This is a genomic window from Shewanella sp. BF02_Schw, from assembly GCF_014596695.2.
In the GTDB taxonomy this organism is placed as follows: domain Bacteria; phylum Pseudomonadota; class Gammaproteobacteria; order Enterobacterales; family Shewanellaceae; genus Shewanella.
The window spans coordinates 350,111-367,089 of sequence record NZ_JABKAW020000004.1 but is presented as its reverse complement, the minus strand read 5'-3'; the positions used below and the strand labels follow the sequence as shown (position 1 = coordinate 367,089).

The 16,979-nt window shown below is 40.4% G+C and carries 13 protein-coding genes and 1 pseudogene; 4 read left to right on the top strand and 10 right to left on the bottom strand.

Annotated features, from left to right (window positions below; all coding sequences use genetic code 11):
• Positions 1-290: 290 nt before the first annotated feature.
• Positions 291-437, top strand: a pseudogene (locus tag HNW13_RS23565) (IS91 family transposase); the annotation flags it as partial.
• A gap of 270 nt (positions 438-707) precedes the next feature.
• Here the strand turns inward: HNW13_RS23565 and HNW13_RS16925 are convergent.
• Positions 708-905 (bottom strand): CPXCG motif-containing cysteine-rich protein, encoded by a 198-nt coding sequence (locus HNW13_RS16925; RefSeq protein ID WP_192114136.1) that lies wholly within the window; start codon positions 903-905, stop codon positions 708-710.
• Positions 906-1,392: 487 nt separating this feature from the next.
• On the opposite strand from HNW13_RS16925, the gene HNW13_RS16920 reads away from it, so the two are divergent.
• Positions 1,393-2,001 (top strand): protein tyrosine phosphatase family protein, encoded by a 609-nt coding sequence (locus HNW13_RS16920; RefSeq protein ID WP_101085095.1) that lies wholly within the window; start codon positions 1,393-1,395, stop codon positions 1,999-2,001.
• 96 nt (positions 2,002-2,097) lie between these two features.
• On the top strand, positions 2,098-2,775 hold the full coding sequence (locus HNW13_RS16915) for a hypothetical protein (protein ID WP_101085094.1): 678 nt from the start codon (positions 2,098-2,100) through the stop codon (positions 2,773-2,775).
• A gap of 261 nt (positions 2,776-3,036) precedes the next feature.
• On the opposite strand, the gene HNW13_RS16910 is transcribed toward HNW13_RS16915, so the two are convergent.
• From HNW13_RS16910 to HNW13_RS16880, 7 genes are all read right to left on the bottom strand, one after another.
• On the bottom strand, positions 3,037-3,999 hold the full coding sequence (locus HNW13_RS16910) for a hypothetical protein (RefSeq protein ID WP_101085093.1): 963 nt from the start codon (positions 3,997-3,999) through the stop codon (positions 3,037-3,039).
• A gap of 128 nt (positions 4,000-4,127) precedes the next feature.
• On the bottom strand, positions 4,128-4,661 hold the full coding sequence (locus HNW13_RS16905; RefSeq protein ID WP_101085092.1) for a hypothetical protein: 534 nt from the start codon (positions 4,659-4,661) through the stop codon (positions 4,128-4,130).
• Between the two features lie 671 nt (positions 4,662-5,332).
• Positions 5,333-6,484 carry a lipase family protein gene (locus HNW13_RS16900; RefSeq protein ID WP_101085091.1) on the bottom strand — a complete coding sequence of 384 codons (1,152 nt, stop codon included), beginning with the start codon at positions 6,482-6,484 and terminating at the stop codon, positions 5,333-5,335.
• On the bottom strand, positions 6,481-7,113 hold the full coding sequence (locus tag HNW13_RS16895; protein WP_192114135.1) for a DUF6795 domain-containing protein: 633 nt from the start codon (positions 7,111-7,113) through the stop codon (positions 6,481-6,483). The genes HNW13_RS16900 and HNW13_RS16895 overlap by 4 nt, the downstream gene beginning before the upstream one ends.
• 476 nt (positions 7,114-7,589) lie before the next feature.
• A complete protein-coding gene (locus HNW13_RS16890; RefSeq protein WP_192114134.1) occupies positions 7,590-10,274 on the bottom strand; it encodes a TonB-dependent receptor in 2,685 nt (894 codons plus the stop codon).
• 84 nt (positions 10,275-10,358) lie between these two features.
• Entirely contained in the window at positions 10,359-13,193 is a 2,835-nt protein-coding gene (locus HNW13_RS16885; RefSeq protein ID WP_192114133.1) for a hypothetical protein, read from the bottom strand.
• A gap of 217 nt (positions 13,194-13,410) precedes the next feature.
• The gene (locus tag HNW13_RS16880) at positions 13,411-13,785 is read right to left on the bottom strand and encodes a hypothetical protein (protein ID WP_192114132.1); all 375 of its coding nucleotides are present in this window, start codon (positions 13,783-13,785) and stop codon (positions 13,411-13,413) included.
• A gap of 302 nt (positions 13,786-14,087) precedes the next feature.
• On the opposite strand from HNW13_RS16880, the gene HNW13_RS16875 reads away from it, so the two are divergent.
• A complete protein-coding gene (locus HNW13_RS16875) occupies positions 14,088-15,296 on the top strand; it encodes a potassium/proton antiporter (RefSeq protein WP_192114131.1) in 1,209 nt (402 codons plus the stop codon).
• Positions 15,297-15,357: 61 nt separating this feature from the next.
• On the opposite strand, the gene HNW13_RS16870 is transcribed toward HNW13_RS16875, so the two are convergent.
• Both HNW13_RS16870 and HNW13_RS16865 read right to left on the bottom strand, forming a co-directional pair.
• Positions 15,358-16,575: a M56 family metallopeptidase gene (locus HNW13_RS16870; protein WP_192114130.1), complete on the bottom strand. Its 1,218-nt coding sequence runs from the start codon at positions 16,573-16,575 to the stop codon at positions 15,358-15,360.
• Positions 16,575-16,949, bottom strand: coding sequence for a BlaI/MecI/CopY family transcriptional regulator (locus tag HNW13_RS16865; RefSeq protein ID WP_192114129.1), 375 nt, complete (start codon positions 16,947-16,949; stop codon positions 16,575-16,577). Before HNW13_RS16865 ends, HNW13_RS16870 begins: the two co-directional genes overlap by 1 nt.
• Between the last annotated feature and the right edge of the window lie 30 nt (positions 16,950-16,979).

The window sequence follows — 16,979 nt, the reverse complement described above, 5'->3', positions numbered from 1 at the left end:
ATAACTGCGTATTAGAATTAATTCTGAAAAAACATTCAGATGCTTCTCAAAAACTCATCTAAAAATAACTTTATTTATCAATAATTCCAGTAAGTTATCAGATTAATCATTTGAAATCAATCGCCCTTAAGTCTAAATAAAACCGAACATTATAAAACAATCCTAACGGTGTTTAAAAATCAGATTGCAAAAATTGAAACTAAAATCGTTAATCTCATCGAATAAAATCCTGACTACCAAGCTAAAAATATCAAAAAACAATGCTATCAAAAAATAATGCCACCCATTTTTTAACACTGGCGGTTGCTGGGGCAGTGTTTCCAATCATTCCCGAGATAAAGCGCAGATTAGCGACGCGCAGCTGCCCCTGTTGTCAGCAACCAATGCGCTTTATGGGCATAGTGAAACGACCGACAAACTTACGGCTCACAACCTAACGCGGGAAATGATAATAAGAATAATGGCTTAATCAATACGATGAAGGAGTTAATTTAAGATACTGAAATATAGTGTTAAAAAAATTAGCAGAGGGGCTAAGGGAGCTTGCTGACTACAGAAAATTAGCACGATAACTATCACATCAAACAGCGCGTTTTCTCGAGCTGTTAATTACATAATAAAGAGTCACTCTCAGGTGTTCGGGCTTGTTCAACACTTGGGATAAGGACGCGGCTTCGCGCGGCCTATCCTTATTAGTTATGTATTTATTAAAACGCGTCATCGTCACTATAAACATTAACTGATAGTTCGCCATTAACACTTTCAGAAATTAAGAAATTTATAGGTTTACAACATACTTGGCAATCTTCAATATATTGCTGGTCCGAATCTGATGGATCAATCAGAACTTTAATGACCTCTCCACAGTAAGGACACCTAATAGATTTTTCAGCTAATTGATTCAATTTCTACGGTTCCCCTATTTGCCTAAATACAGACAGCTTATTGAACAGCTCGCCCAATAAAGCCGACCGTTTAAGTTATTGATTTATATCATCCTACATTCTCAATCTCATTGAAGTAAAGCAATTTAATGACTCTTACACTCAAATATAAAACTGAAATTGCGCGTTAAAAGTATCGAATTTAAATGCTAAAAAATTAAATTAAACAATATCAATAAATTAGAATTATTCTATTTTTCTCACCGTACTACTTTAGTTTGATTTTGATTACGTTTTTATGTTTCTAGCAAACGAACGACGTGCTTCCAGTGGTACGCAACAAAGCGCTTTGTGTTCTTTTTTCGTTTGAAATTAATGGAGTCAGAATAAACTTTATTGGTTAGCAACCAATCCAAAATTGTCATCACATTTGACTATCATTAATGGCGCCGTTAACTTGAACAGAGTAAAAAACTCATCACGTATTAAATTAACCCAAGGGAACCACATGAATATACTGCAACGTTATAACCTACTGTCCACCAGCATATTAATGTGTTGTTTCTTTTTTAGTGCGGGAGTATTTAGTTCGGGTGTGAATAGCTCGGAAGTGAATAGTGTCGATATGAACCGCGCAAGCAGCATGGCCAACATTGATACCAGCAAGCTTGGCGACATAAAAGCGATTAAATTTAATAACCAGCAAGTGATTACCGCAGGTTTACCCACAGAGCCGCAATTTGCACAACTTGCTCAAGCGGGTATCAAAACCGTGATTAATCTTATTCCTAATGACAATCCGCATGCATTACAAAATGAGCAGCAGATCGTCACGCAACTGGGCATGAACTATCACAATATTAGTGTGGACTGGCAAAACCCTACCCAAGAGAATCTACAGCAATTTTTTAGCCTGATGGAGCAAAATGGCGACGCACCCGTGCTAGTACATTGCGCGGCTAATTATCGTGCATCAGCCTTTTATTATTTATACCAAACCCGCCAAAAAAAAGCACCGACGATGGCCGAAGCACTCACCCCTTGGGGCGACTTACAACAAAGCTTTGCTGAATATCCTCAGTGGAAAAAACTGATTGAAGACGTACAAGCTCAATAAACAGATTAGTATATATATCGATAATATTGTGATGGTACGATAAAGTAATTTAAGGCTCGTCATGTACCTACAGTTTGTTTTAAGGAAAAAACAACTATGTTGAAATCGATTATCGCCTTTGTTTGTGTTTTATTTTTTACTTATTTTTGCTACTCATATTTTAATCAACAAGCTACTGAACCTATTATTCTGCCTGATATCGCACCGACAATGAATTCTGAACTGCAAACTTCATCAGATAATCACATACCGAATACAGATAAAGAGATAATCGCAGAAGTAACCAATAATATTGAATTCACAAAAAAATTAGTCGATGAGGATAATGAAGATTTCTTCAACCAATTTACCCATTTGAATAAAAGTCATTTTCAGAGTTCTGAACAGTTAACATCAGGCTTCATAAATAAAGATGGAGCTGTATCTCAAATTGCTTTAGAAGAAACATTCCGCGTGAATGACTTTGAAAACTTTATTGAACGTATTAATTCAATTGAAAAGTCTGAAGATGCAGCAATGCGGGAAAGCCTTTTATCCGAGAGTTTGTATAAATTAGAGGGAATTCACGTTTATTCGGAAAGTTACTCTTGCGCTGGAAAAATTTGTTTAGTGTCTTTTAACTTTGATGGTAATGACGAAAGTGCCAGTGAATTGTCTAAATTTATTGATAACTATTCCTTTACCAATATCATTGAAGGTGAAAATGGTTCTAAACAATTTAGAGCAGTTTACATTGAATCAGATGATCCATCTACACTCAGCCTAAGTTACTAATAGTCATAGATTAAGCCACCAGCAGTTCCTCTAGAACTTCACCCGACGACACCATTGGGCATGTCGGAGGCTATAAGTACAAAACATAAAAGAATAGAGCTGGATTGCGGCTCAAAAGCATTACCGGAATAACGGTGGTTTTGGCCCGTGCAGGGTGGAACCTTGCTATCTTAATTCAAACGGAGTTTGAAAAGTCAGGTGTAAGCGAAGCGCCACGACCTTAGTGGCCGTAGGCCATATCTAAAAAATAAAGAAAATCACCTACTGTTGAGTCTGAAAACCTTTCAAATCCATCTTATACAAGGGTGCTGGGATCATCTCTGAGGTGATAAAAACACTGTTACCATCTTGGCTGAAACCCACGGCTTCAGCTTGTTTTATCGCTGGCAGAGAAATCACTTGTGGTGGCGTAGAAAACAGCGTCAACCAATCACCTGGCTCAGTTTGAGTAAAATAGAACGCGTGAGTGTAGGTTAATACCACCGCCGATAAACCATCAGCTGATATATCCATGGCTGTGGGTTTCCCGGCAAAACCAATCCAGGTATAGATACTGGCGTAATCGAGCATGGCTGTTGGTAATGGCGCGATTTCGCCTAGCCTTTTGGCTTGTTTGTTAACAATTTGAACCGATGAATTGCTTGAAGCGCTTTGCCCTAAAACCGGAGCGATTAAAGGCAGCTCGAATAATATTGGCAGTTTATCGCGTTTGCTCAATAACAGTATTTTTTGCTTGGCGACATCAACGGCCACAGATTCACAATCGTGTGCACCATCTGGGTAGGTAAATGTCATGCTCCAAACGGGTTTAGCCGCCAGTGTTTTTTGTCCATTAAGCTGGCTTAAATCTGGCTCTTTGATCAGATGTAACTGATATTGCGATCGTTTAGCTTGGTTATCACCCACATCGGCGATCAATAAATACGACTCACCTTGATAAACGAACGAGGCGATGTCTTCCCAATCGGTATTCCTAACACCTGTAATGTTGACTGTGGCCAACTGATGGCCTTGGGTATCGATGGCAAAAATTCTTGCTGTGTCGCCACTGTCGTTATGTACCCACAATATATTGTCGTTGAGCCGCGATACTGCCAAACCACTGGCTTCGTCAATGGTCGGGGCGGTAATGCTACCCGCTTGGGTCATGCCTATCGGCATAGCACATGCACTGGTTGATAAAGCTAAGATTAAATACAAAAACACAGAAATACGATTAAACATAATGATGAGTTACTCGAGCAGCCGCAGGCAAAAGTTGGTGTATTCTAACAACAATATCCGAGATGGTTACTAAAAAGATAAAAAACGAATAACTCATATTCATCGAAATTTTAAAGATTACTGATTTGTTATAACCATGCTCGTTCAAATGCATTTGTCATATCAAATGGTTGATTAATACCTTTCACTAACTGCAGTTTACTTCGGTATCTCGCAAGTAATGAATCAAACTTTTTTTGCGCTCTCAATTCTGAAACAGAAAATATTAACAATTTTATTTTGTCTATTTCTTGACCGACAAAAGTATTTTGTTTTTTCTTATTTTCATATTCTAAGTCTAAAAGCACTTGGAGTAACTCTGTGTATTCATCTCCAACACAAAGTCTCATCGCTTTAAGATGCAAATAACCTAAAGCCTCCCCAGCTGAAATGGGTAACTGCTTCAGAATGTCTATACTGTTCTCAGATAATTGATTCATTTTTGACATACTTAAACATTTATCATGTTTGATTTCAAAGGCAGTAAATTTATCACCCAATAAATTCATACCAAAATCTAAGTACTCATCCGCTAAAACTTGTGAAGATGAGGTAGTTAAGATAAATAATAAAAACGATAATATCTTCATTTTACTTTGCAACCATAGTGGACTGATTTCCAAAACAATCTCTCCTTTGATGAGATTTCAGATCTTAACATTTGCATACCTGAAATTGTTTCAATTTGATTAAACACCGCCACCTTTATTATCGAATGAAATACATTCTCTATTGTCTAGCGCAAGCTCATAGTTGTCTTGATTTTTATAGCGATAATAATGTCACGACGGTTATTATCTAATTCCCCACGATACTCATATTTTTGATACTCGCTGACTTATCTGCACCTGAGATTTTGTCTCTTCGATTTAGCTTCATTTATAGAAAATTGTAAAAGCAAAAATATTGAAATAAATCCATAGGTGAGTAGTTTTAGTTTTTTACATGACCCATATGAATTGAGGACATCGAGAAAATTCCGTGAGTTTGGCATGTATGCTGCGCTAGCTTTCATTAGGCCAAGGGCGGCCCGTCGGAACCATGAGGTACTGTTGTATTAGACGACAATGGCAGGAGCTGACTACAGATACGCTTTAAAGCGGGATAGTTCCCCATCGAAAATATGCGCTTTTCAGCATTTTTAGTCTGGGGTGCAGAGGATTTTAAAAGGGATAAAAACGCTTTGCCCCTTTGATCTGGTGTAGCCTCAACGCCACGACTCACGTCAGCCGTTGAGGCCGCAGAGCACTCGGCCACTAATCTATTCACTGAGAATTTCATCGTCAATCTAGGTTTAAGATACCAGCTCAATAGCTTGTTTTGCGGTTGTATATAGTGTTTTTATCATCAAGCCTAAAACCCAGCGAATAAACTTCACACTCATTTCTTTAACCGTTTGTATTCTATTTCCAGCAAAAACTAGCATGTGACCTAATAAACCTCTTAACTCCTCAGCTATTTCATCAGTTGACTTAACAACGATACCATGCAGGCAGCGAGCTAATATGTCATAAAACTGCAAACCATGACTTAAAGAGGCTTGGGCGACAATTAATGCATACTGACCTGTTTTTTTCAAAAGAGTGATTAAAGCATCGGTAATGATTTGCTGCCAGCGTTGAGAGAATGATGCATTATGACGTTGATCATATTTTAGTACCGTATGCTTATGGTTAAGCGTTTTAAGAGCTCTATTCATCGCGCTATAGCTCTTATATGATGCAACGGTATTGACATAACCAGGTGTGGCTTTTTCCATAGAATGCGCACCAATCGAGAAAAAAGATCCACTGTTCATTGCTGTTTGGTACTCACCGACAGTATGACTAAAGGGCCATACCGGAACTGCTGGTACAGGGTCCGCACCATGCGTAACACGATAATGCTCGATATTAGTAGATGCTTGGTGAACAAATCTCTCAGTAACAACCCTTGGCGCACCAAAGGTATATAACTTGGTGTCAATCCCTTTCTCACTTGCCCAAAGCGCTGTTAATTGCGCAATAGCCCCACCCAAACTATGACCCACAACATGTAAACAATGAGGTTTATGCAGTGCTACATAATCATTAAATTCAGACTGCATACTGCTAAAAGCTTTTTCAAATCCTGAGTGTACTTCAAGACTTTTAGGCCCAACTGTTATAGCAATATTGCCATTAGTTAACCAGTCAGCAAATGACGTAAAAACAGTGCCACGAACACTAATAATATGATGCTGTTTAAATTGTGGCGAGATCCCTTGTGCCGTTAATGCAAAGCCAGTACTGCGATTCAATAGTTGGTTAACTAAGCCACCACTAACGCCTTGGATCTGACTATTAGTTATTTTAAAATTTTTAATAAAATCAAGATGAAAGTCACTCTGAAAACTTTTATTTTTCCTAGTATCATATACTCTTGAGGCTATACTAGCTGCTGTGCTAGGTGAAATTGTGTTACTCATAATTCGACTTCCTTGCCGGTAAAACGATCCGTTAGTTTATTAAAATCACCATCTTCAACAATATATTCCTTGTCACCATCATAAACTAATACGGGAGTATAATCCTCACCCCAGCGGCAGATGCTTGAAGCCATATGATCAAGATGTTCGTTATTGGTATTGTTAAATTGAAAACTCACACGCTTATCGGTCAATTCACAATTCATAAAAGATAGCTTTTTAGAAAACTCTGGCACTTCCTCAATACCAATATGGTTAGCAGACCATATTGCTAGCAGCTCATTATCGTAAACTACAGTAATCTGTTGTGACACTCTGTCTTCAGAGAAAAGTCTATTAGGAATAGATGAACGAATGCTTTTTTGAGGAAAATGGAAATAACCCTTACTATCGGTAATAGCCACATCAAGATGATCTTTTTCATCAATATACATTAATGAACGCGTCACCTCTAAATTAGCCACTGGATTACCATTTTTGGTAATAACACCATTAACTTCTGAGCTTAAAAAGACTTCCTTTTTTTTAAACCAACCAAACATATTAACTCCATGACTTAGAATAGGGTAAGCAAGCGCTAAAAAAACCAGTAATATGACACGACGGGGCCACTGTAAACGATTGTTCATTCGCTATCCCTGCTAAATAGTAATTTCGATTTTACTTAAAAATACTCACTGTTTATTTTACCCATTCGATTGCAAATTACTATTATCCAATAGAATGGGTTTTATCAATTAGTGACTCTTTTGGGCTGGGCGAGATTACGAACGTTTTACGAACAGACTCAGTATATTTTTCAAACTACATTTGCTCATAACTTTTTCTCTTTATGAATGATTGGAAGTGATTCTATATTTAAATCATTCATTGTGAGTAAAAAGCGCACACTCATGCTGTTGACCTGCTCTTTTGGATGTATATAAGCGCATTACCGGTATAAATTTCATAATATGCTTAAACAAAAAAGGCCACTTTCTTTGTTCCGAAGAAAGTGGCCGTGCACATTTTTAGCGATTGAAATGATGAGTAAAAACCGCTAAAAACAAGTACTCTTTTAAACGTGACTCTTGAACGTGACGATTACATATGGCTATTAAACGTATTAATACTCATAGCTAAACTGCAAGGTGAACTCTGTGCCAGGGTCTTTGGCGTACACTTGCAGATCTTGCTGTTCGTATTCAGTAGTTTCACCTAAGATATTTTTCGCTTTTACTTTTACCGTAAAACTATCTGTCGGGAAGAAACTATACGTAAAATCAAGGCTATGGAATGGCTTTTCAAATACATCGTCTAAACCTCCACGACCACCATAAGCAATACGTTCACCAAACACGTTATACACTAATGTGGCACTGTGATAACTGTCTGACGAGTCGTAACTTAACTGCAAGTTAGCCACCCATTGTGAATGTCCGGTCATGCGGCGCGTTTTATTGGTTGGGTCAATTTCGCCGTTAGCAGCAATATCTATTTCTGAGTCGCCAAGGGTTAAGTTTCCCGCAACAAAGAAGTCTTCCCAAATGCTGCCATCACTACCCAAAAATTCAAGCTCTTGTAAGAACTCGGTTTCAAGGCCGTACACATAGCCCGACTGCGCGTTATAAAACTTGAGCTGACGCCCAGCTTCTGAAATACGTTGAATAGGTTCAATCGGTGCGTCTACATCTTTATAGAATGCGCCCATGCTGAAATTATTGCCTGAATCAGAATAGTATTCCCAACGTAAATCTAAGTTAAGAATGTCTGAACTCTTTAACTCTGGGTTACCGAAGAAGTCAAAACCGGTAACGGGGTCTTGGAATCGAACCGGTGACACTTCACGTAGATCTGGTCGTACAATGGTTTTACTCGCGCCAAAACGCCATTGGGTGGTGTCGGTTTGCTTCCAGGTTAATGACAACGATGGGAACCAACCGTCTTCTGCTATCACGTAGTCAGATAACTGATAACGACCACCTTCATCTGATATTTCACCATTTGGGTCGATAGGCAAAGTGACGCGACGGAAATCTTCATAACGAATACCAGCATAGACGCGCCAAACATCGTCAAAGTCGATGTCCATGCTCACAAATGCAGCGTCGTTTTTCTCGGCGGCAATATAGTCTTCGGTGTCAGTTGATGCGTCTTTTAGCTCTAGCCCTAAGGTATTGTCGGTAATGTTTTTATCAGAGAAAATCTCATCAAAATCACCCGCTAAAATAGCGCCATTGGCATCAGTTGGGCTTAAATCGACATCAAAACCTAAGCGAGTTGCATAGCTTTCGCGAGTACGCTCAAAGTATTCATAGCCGGTAGTCAGTTTAACCACTGCACCGTCTAGATTAATGGGGTACATAAAGTCCCAACCATAGTTTTGGCTGTCATCTTCTAGGCGACTATAAACATACTTGGGTGCATCTTGAGTATTGAGGTTACGTGATAATAATTGATTGCTCTCATCTAAAATCACGTTGTAGGTATACGACACTTCATTCGGGGCATAACGCTCAGAACGTGCATCGGAGAACTTCCAATTAAATTCAGAGTCATTCAAATATTCAATAAAATGATGACCTTTAATTTGGTTACTGATAAGCGAACGTTCTTCGTAATCAATGGCGTAAACTTGCAGTGCATTTGGTTCGCCCAAGGTATCGATGGTTTCTTCAATCCCCATAGACACGTCATCGGAAGTGTCTTGCAGGTAAGTGGTGAAGGTTTCGATTTTATGGTTGTAGCCAATCTCTAAGCCTAAGTTAAGCATGCCAGACACTTGGACTATTGAATCAGTACCGACGATGTCTTTCTGGTTTTCAACTTGTACTTGGCTGCTATCACCATCAAGCTCAACTTCACGTTTAGTGTAGTTTTCAGCTTGCTTCTTGTAAGACACGGCTGACAATGCACCAAAGATAATGTCGTCGGTAATGTCCCAACGATCACCAATGGCGATATCGCCGCGCATTGCAGGGTCTGTACTTTGGCTGTGCACCGTCATATCGCGGTACATGTCTAGTGCCAATTCGCGGTTAACTTGTTGTGCTGCTGGGTAATTTATAGCGCCATTAGAATTACTCACGATATCAATCGGGCTAATTCCACCATATTGATTAATGGTGTTATTAATGTTGCTTGGCATGCTGCGAGTGCCATCGTCTTGGCCGGTCCAATCATCGCCACCCCCGTTGTAGGTGTAGCTGTCGTTTGAGTCATTGGTGTTATAACGGCCGCCAACTGACGCTTTAAAAAAGAAATCGGCCGGAATTGATTTAGTGCGAATATCAACATGCCCACCACCAAATGCGGCAGGTGAATTGGCTGAGGCAGACTTTTGCACCGATAGCGATTCAATGATCGATGCAGGGAACATATCTAAAGGCACTACGTTACGGGTTGGATCCGGTGACGGCACTGTCGCGCCATTCAGTGAGGTACTTGAATAACGCTCACCTAAGCCACGAACATAAATGAATTTGCCATCTTTTAAGGTTAAACCTGTCACACGACGAAGCGCTGCGGCGGCATCACCGTCACCGGTTCTTGAAATTTGTTCTGAGCCCATAATATCGGCTACAGCAATTTGTTCACGACGTTCTTCAGTTGCTTCTGATGCAGAGCTACGTAGACGCCCAGTAACTGAAATCACTTCTATCGGTTCAATTGGAATCACTTCACCAGGATCACGAACAGGCGCTGGTTCTTGCGAGTATACGGGGGTAGCTGTTAATAGTGTCGCCGCAGAAATCACAGAGATAATGGCAAGGCTTAACTTATTAACGGTAAAACTCGGCTTGGTTTTCATACTTAACTATCCTGTATGCGGTTCAGAGATAACCGCCCTTGCGGGCGGCTATTAATAGGTCACAGATTAATGTTATCGAGGTGATTACTGTGGAAAGTAAGCCCAACCTTGACGCCAGTCATTCTGGCCATCGAATGCACCAATAAAGTTGGTTGATTCGAAGAAGCTATCATCTGTGCTTAAGTCTTTACCTTTGCCAAGTAGCGTTGTATCTGTAGCTGCTGGCATACCGTCAGTGATAGTCACTGCAGCTGTTGAGTTACCTTCTTGGCCCATGAACCAGGTTTCAACATTCACAGCGTCTGCTGTTGCGGCATTATCAGAGCTGTACTTAAAGGGCTCGTTACAGTCGATAATTGAATGAGACATAGTCAAAGTGCTGTTGTTTACGTTGTCGACTAAACCAGCGTAAGAGCCATCTAACTCTAAACATTCGCCAGACTCAGTTTCAGCAGTAGTGCCTTTACGACCTTGTACTAGCACGTTGTATAACTCACCTGCAGTAGCAACACGTAACAAGATACCTTCACCTTTATCACCACTTGCGTTAGTAATATCTGTACCCGGTAAAATAGTGAAGTTAGCTAATTTAGGCGCTGACACTGGAGTATCCGTAGCACCTTTATGGCTATCACCTTCGATACCACGGTTAGCATTACCGTCTTCGTGAGTGATATACACAAACTGTGCTTTACCTGTCCAACCGTTAGTCCAATCTAAGCTGTCATCGAAGTTGGCTGTTAAGTAAACATATTTCAAGTTAACTGCACCACCCCAAAACTCAACACCGTCGTCGCCGTTAGCGTGAATTTGAATATGGTCTACTTGAGTTCCGCTGCCCACTGCTGCAAATGAGATACCGTTCATTTCTTGAGTATCATTCACTTTAAAGCCAGCATACTTAATCACTACGTAGCTGATTTGACCGCTGTTATCAGCATTGTTGTTACCACCGTACGGGAAGTCACCGACTTCAAACGACGCTGAACAAGCATTATGATCAGGACATGTGTTGGTTAAACCATTACCTAGAATAACCAAACCACCCCATTGACCACGTTCGCCACTTGCACCCGCAATAACATCTTCTTCAGAGGTCATTTCAATTGGGTGAGTTGCACTACCTTGAGCCATAATTTTTGAGCCACGACTCACCGCGATAAAACTGTTAGATGTCGCGAATAGCTTAGTACCCGCTTGAATGGCTAATGTTGCAGGTGTTGTGTTATCACCACCTACTACTACTGCACCGCCATCAATTTTGTACATTACGTTTTGGCCAGCGAGAAGCGTCGTGTTGCTTAAGACATTGCCTTCAAGGGTACAAATTAACGTGATTGATGCATCTTTATATAACCCTGTTGCCGCTGCTGAAGCTGTTGTGCCTACAGGACAAGAAGTTAATACTGGCAATTCAGTTGGCGTTGGCGTCACATCGTCATGAATAGCTGTAGTCCAGCCTTTAGTCCAGTCGTTAGTGCCATCAAATGCACCAATATAGTTGGCATTAACCAAACGCGCATCAAGGTTAGCCAAATCAGCCTTACCAGCCGTTAATGCAACAGATGATGAATTAGGCATGTAATCAGTTAAATCAGAAGCGGCAACTAAGTTACCGTCTTGACCGTTGTACCAAGCTTCTACATCTAGCGCTAAAGCACGGCCTTCTGCAGCATCTGCCTTGGCACTTTTGAACGGTTCAACACAGTCAATTAAGCTGTTTTGCATCGTCAATTCAGCGGTGTTGGCGTTGTTAACGGTATTGTCGTCGTTAACCTCTAAACATTCGCCAGAATCAACGTCACCTTTAACAAGAATGTTATAAGTATTCACGCCAGTGCCTTTACGGAATAAAATACCTTCCGCATCGTCACCACCACTGTTGGTGCCATTAGCAACCTGAATAGTAAAGTTGGCTAACACTGGTTTTGACATAGGTACAGCGCTGGCATCACTGTTACTGTCAGCTTCAATACCACGGTTAGAAGCATTGTCCGCTTGACGAATATAAACGTGCTGCGCGCTACCTTGCCAACCGTTTGTCCAATCTAACGAGTCATCAAAGTTTTCTGTCAGTACGATATTTGTTACTGAAACATTACCGCCCCAGAATTCAAAACCATCATCGTTATTCATGTGAACTTGTACGTGGTCAATTTCAGTACCCGCACCCACACCGGCAAAACTAATACCGTTCATTTCTTGGGTGTCATTGATTTTGAAACCACCAAACTCAACGCGTACATACTTGATTGAACCTGAATTGTCTTCGGTATCATTACCACCGTAGCTGTGGTTACCCACTTCAAAAGACGCTGAACAATTGGTTAAATCTGGGCAGGTGTTTACTGGCGCATTACCCAATAAAACTAAACCACCCCACTGACCCGCTTTACCTTCTTGGCCTAAAGCCGTTTCAACAGACGTAAATACGATTGGCGCTGTTGCCGTACCGTCAGCCATGATTTTTGAACCGCGGCTAACCACTAAATAAGAATCACTGCCACCTAAGATTTTGGTGCCAGGTAATATTGATAACTCAACCGCGTTAGCATTATCGCCACCGGCAATCACTGCGCCATCAAGCTGCCATACAACGTCATTACCTAACACTATTTTGTCGCCATCTTGGCCACCAGTGGTAATCGTTGATGCTGCAGTAGAAGGAGCTAACGTACCTTTTAATACCCAAACTTCTTTACCATCAACGGCTGTCATTGTGGTGCTTTTAGTTGCAAAGCCACTGTATGATTTTTCTTGAACTGTCTGAGTGGGTGTAGTTGGAGTTGTTGGCGTAGTAGGTGTAACAGTATCGCTACCCGCATTGATATTAATATCACCACCACAACCAGCGAGCCCTAATGTTGCAGCAAGGGCTGTAGAAAGTGCAGTAAGTTTAAAAATGTTTTTCAGTTCCATTGTCATCTCCGAAGACGGATTTAAGCGTGTGAGTTAGTTGGCTGGATGACAAGCTAACCTGCAAAAATGACAAAAAGACTGCGTAAACATGACAGTCACATTTCATTAACATGACAGAAATGTGCAAATCCAATGGCTATGCACCTTAGGAGGAGATTTGAATGGCATAAATTTTTAACAAAAAAAGCGAAAATATAACGTTTTAGACCTAATCAACTTAATAATAGCTAACATAAACGGTCCACAAACCAAAAATGATGGCACAAAATCCCGCGGGTCTAAATGCTTTGACACAATATGAAGCAGACCATAAAGCAAACTGTTTGTGATGTTTTTCGGTCATAAAAACAAGAACAATTGCAATAATAAACAATAAATTACCTATCACTTCGAACACTAATGGTGATGAAGTGTTATGCGCATCGAGCAGTAAGACCGCCCCAATAACTAACCGAGATATAATTTCAATGTAATGGAAATAGCGTTGATGGCTAAAACGAACAATTTGGTCTGCAAAATGCGCTGGAGCCAGCATCATGAACAGGCCAAAACTGAATGTGATTACGCCCCACAAGCTAATGAATATGGCCATGTTAACTCCCAGTGATACTGCTTACGCTAATATTAACACCTCACTAATGAGGTAATTTGTTAACTAAAAATGTCGCATCCACTATCAACAAGATGATTAAGCAAGATGTGTTAACAAAAAAGGTTAATGTGAGTGGCTATTTATTACACTTATATAGTCTAATAAACACACGGCAATGACATTAATCAAATTGATTATAAGAATATAAAAAAATATTAATAAATGCTCATAAAGTAAGTTTAGGCGATTTTAATGCTAAAATAGCCATTTGATACAATCTTCATCACACAAGGAGTGCCCATATGCCATCAGATATTATTATTTTAGGGATCTCCATACTTATTGCTATTGGCATTTTACTCCATCACCCTTCTAAAACATTAGGCTTACCGTCGTTATTAATCTTTATGGGTGTCGGCTTGGCATTTGGCAATGGTGAATTTGGTTTTGTATACGACGACCTGCAACTGACTTCAGTTATCGGCACCTTAGCATTAAACACCATAGTATTTGTCGGTGGCCTAAATACGCCAATGAAACACATTAAGTTTTCTTGGAAAGAAGGTGGCATGTTATCCACTGCTGGGGTGATATTCACTACCATTATTTTTGGCTTTATCCTTAATGCGTTACTCGACTTTAACCTTATTACTTGCATGTTGTTCGCCGCGGTAGTGTCGTCTACTGATGCTGCGGCCGTATTCTCTATTTTAGAGTCAAAAAAACTTAAATTAAAACACGGTACGGGCACCATTTTAGAATTCGAATCAGCTACCAATGACCCTGTAGCCTTGTTAATGGTGGTGATGTTAACCGACTTTATTATCAATAGTGCCAACGGCGCACCCACAGCACTTTCAGTGATATCGAGTCTCGGCCAGCAAATTGGTGTTGGGGCTGTCGTTGGGTTAATAATGGGTAAATTAGCCGTTTGGGCACTTAATAACATTAAACTGCCTGAATTCGGACTTATTCCTGTTTTTATTTTGGCCAGTTTTGCCATTACAGTATCAAGTACCGAAATCTTAGGTGGTAACGAACTTATTGCGGTTTATATTGCTGGGGTGATCATCGGCAACTATTTAAAGAAGGGCGCTGAAGTCAGTAAGCATTTCTTTAATGGTATATCGTGGTTAGCGCAGTCATTAATGTTCATCATTTTAGGCTTACAGATATTCCCGCAGCAATTAATGCCGGTGTTCATGGCATCATTGCTCCCAGCCATATTACTTATTATCGTCGCGCGCCCATTGGCTGTACAGCTGTGCTACTTGCCATTTAAACAAGCTAATTGGCGCAAACGTTTGTTTGTTTCTATGATCGGATTAAAAGGTGCTACGCCAATTGTCTTTGCGCTTATTCCCGCTGCGGCAGGAGTAGAGGGGTCCCGTGAAATGATCCACATGGTGTTTTTCATTGTACTGATTTCGGTCATTGTTCAAGGCGCCGCAATTGAACCGCTAGCCAATAAACTAGGGCTAAAACTGCAGCCCAAAAATCCTGATCTATAAAAATGATTCAATGCCCCATAACAATGAGGCATTGAATCATTTTCAGTATCTTTGATATAGGTTATTTTACAGTGATTCTCTCAACTGATTTATCAGGTTGATGGATCACATAGTCTAATTGTACTTGTAGGTCTTTAAACCCAGTTGCAGAGGGTTGATACTTCCATTGTTCAAGCGCCGCAACCGCCGATGCATCAAACACTTGTTTCGGCGACGACTTGGTCACTCTAACATTGTTCACACTGCCATTTGGACTGATATCAAATGACATTTGCACATAGCCATTAAGCCCTTCTTTAGCGGCATCAATTGGATAGCTAGGCTCAATTCTTATCACAGGCATTGCCATAGAGTCGGTTTTGTTTTCAACGCTGAGATTATTGCCTGCAAATACCTGCGGATTAAACATAAAGGCACTAACACCAATAGCCAATGTCATTCCAATTAATGCTAAGGTGCTTTTTCCATGTTGCTTTTTCATCTGTAAGATCCTCTCTTTTAAGATGGTTTTATCCCCATAATGGGTGTGTAACATGCTCAAAGGTGCATGTTGTGAATAGGCCAATAGTGTTCTGCTATAGGCAATTTTAGCTTGGGCTTTCATATCGGCAGTGACTTGTGCATCACATGACAATTCTTGATCTTGTCTAAATCGGCGGTAACTCAACCACATCAACGGATTGAACCAAAACAATACGGTTAATCCATAAGCCAGGGCATTTGCCCATAAATCACCACGTTGATAGTGATAAACCTCATGCTGAATAATGGCTTGCTGCTGGCTTTCATCGAGTAACATAAAACTATTAGGGACTAAAATACTGGGGGTAATAAACCCTGCGAGCATAGGTGATTCAATATCTGGATGGACTAATACGTTAAGCTTTACAGAAGGAATATTTAGCTGACGTCCATGCTGGATTAACCGTTGTAGATAGCCATATTCCATCACGATATTAGCGACCAATAACGTGATAACTGCACCGTAGAGGTAAGGCAGGTATAACAGGTCAAGTAAGCCTGCCGACAACGCAGCGGTATCGCTAGCAAACACATAATATTGCTGGATGATTGAGGCAGTATTATTACTGCCAAACCAGTTAACGGTGTGCGGTAATATTATTTGCAGTAAATCGGCAATGATCAATAGTGGCACTGATATCCACATAAAATAGGTATAGTGCGCCCCAACTCTAGACAATATAAACCGGTGCATTACCAGTAAAGCCAAACACACCACGCTCAATGAGATGGTTTGTTCCATAAACCAAGTAATCATCACTTTTGTTCCTTTTGCCAATCATCAAGTAAGATTTGCAGTTCGGCGACATCTTCTGCCGACAGCTTGTTCTTTTGTGCAAAACCGGCAACCAATGGGGTTAACTTGCCAGCAAACATGCGGTCCACAAAAGAAAGCGACTCTTTAACGGTATAGTCCTGCTCAGCAATTAATGGTGAGTAATGGTAAACCCGACCTTGTTTTTCAAAACTGACGGCTTGCTTTTTGACTAAACGATTAAGCAAAGTTTTAACCGTTTTTTCATGCATGTTATGGCTTTGTTCTAATGCATCAACCACTTCACTCGAGGTTAATGGCGACTGCTGCCAAAGCTGCTGCAACACGACTAATTCACTATTGCTGATTTCTTTCATGTGATATCGCTCATTTGTTGTTAGTACTTG

Coding starts and splice junctions, on each gene's coding strand:
- HNW13_RS16890 (WP_192114134.1), bottom strand. CDS start 10,274: ATGAAAACCAAGCCGAGTTTTACCGTTAATAAGTTAAGCCTTGCCATT.
- HNW13_RS16910 (WP_101085093.1), bottom strand. CDS start 3,999: ATGTTTAATCGTATTTCTGTGTTTTTGTATTTAATCTTAGCTTTATCA.
- HNW13_RS16920 (WP_101085095.1), top strand. CDS start 1,393: ATGAATATACTGCAACGTTATAACCTACTGTCCACCAGCATATTAATG.
- HNW13_RS16870 (WP_192114130.1), bottom strand. CDS start 16,575: ATGATTACTTGGTTTATGGAACAAACCATCTCATTGAGCGTGGTGTGT.
- HNW13_RS16895 (WP_192114135.1), bottom strand. CDS start 7,113: ATGAACAATCGTTTACAGTGGCCCCGTCGTGTCATATTACTGGTTTTT.
- HNW13_RS16885 (WP_192114133.1), bottom strand. CDS start 13,193: ATGGAACTGAAAAACATTTTTAAACTTACTGCACTTTCTACAGCCCTT.
- HNW13_RS16880 (WP_192114132.1), bottom strand. CDS start 13,785: ATGGCCATATTCATTAGCTTGTGGGGCGTAATCACATTCAGTTTTGGC.
- HNW13_RS16875 (WP_192114131.1), top strand. CDS start 14,088: ATGCCATCAGATATTATTATTTTAGGGATCTCCATACTTATTGCTATT.
- HNW13_RS16915 (WP_101085094.1), top strand. CDS start 2,098: ATGTTGAAATCGATTATCGCCTTTGTTTGTGTTTTATTTTTTACTTAT.
- HNW13_RS16865 (WP_192114129.1), bottom strand. CDS start 16,949: ATGAAAGAAATCAGCAATAGTGAATTAGTCGTGTTGCAGCAGCTTTGG.
- HNW13_RS16900 (WP_101085091.1), bottom strand. CDS start 6,484: ATGAGTAACACAATTTCACCTAGCACAGCAGCTAGTATAGCCTCAAGA.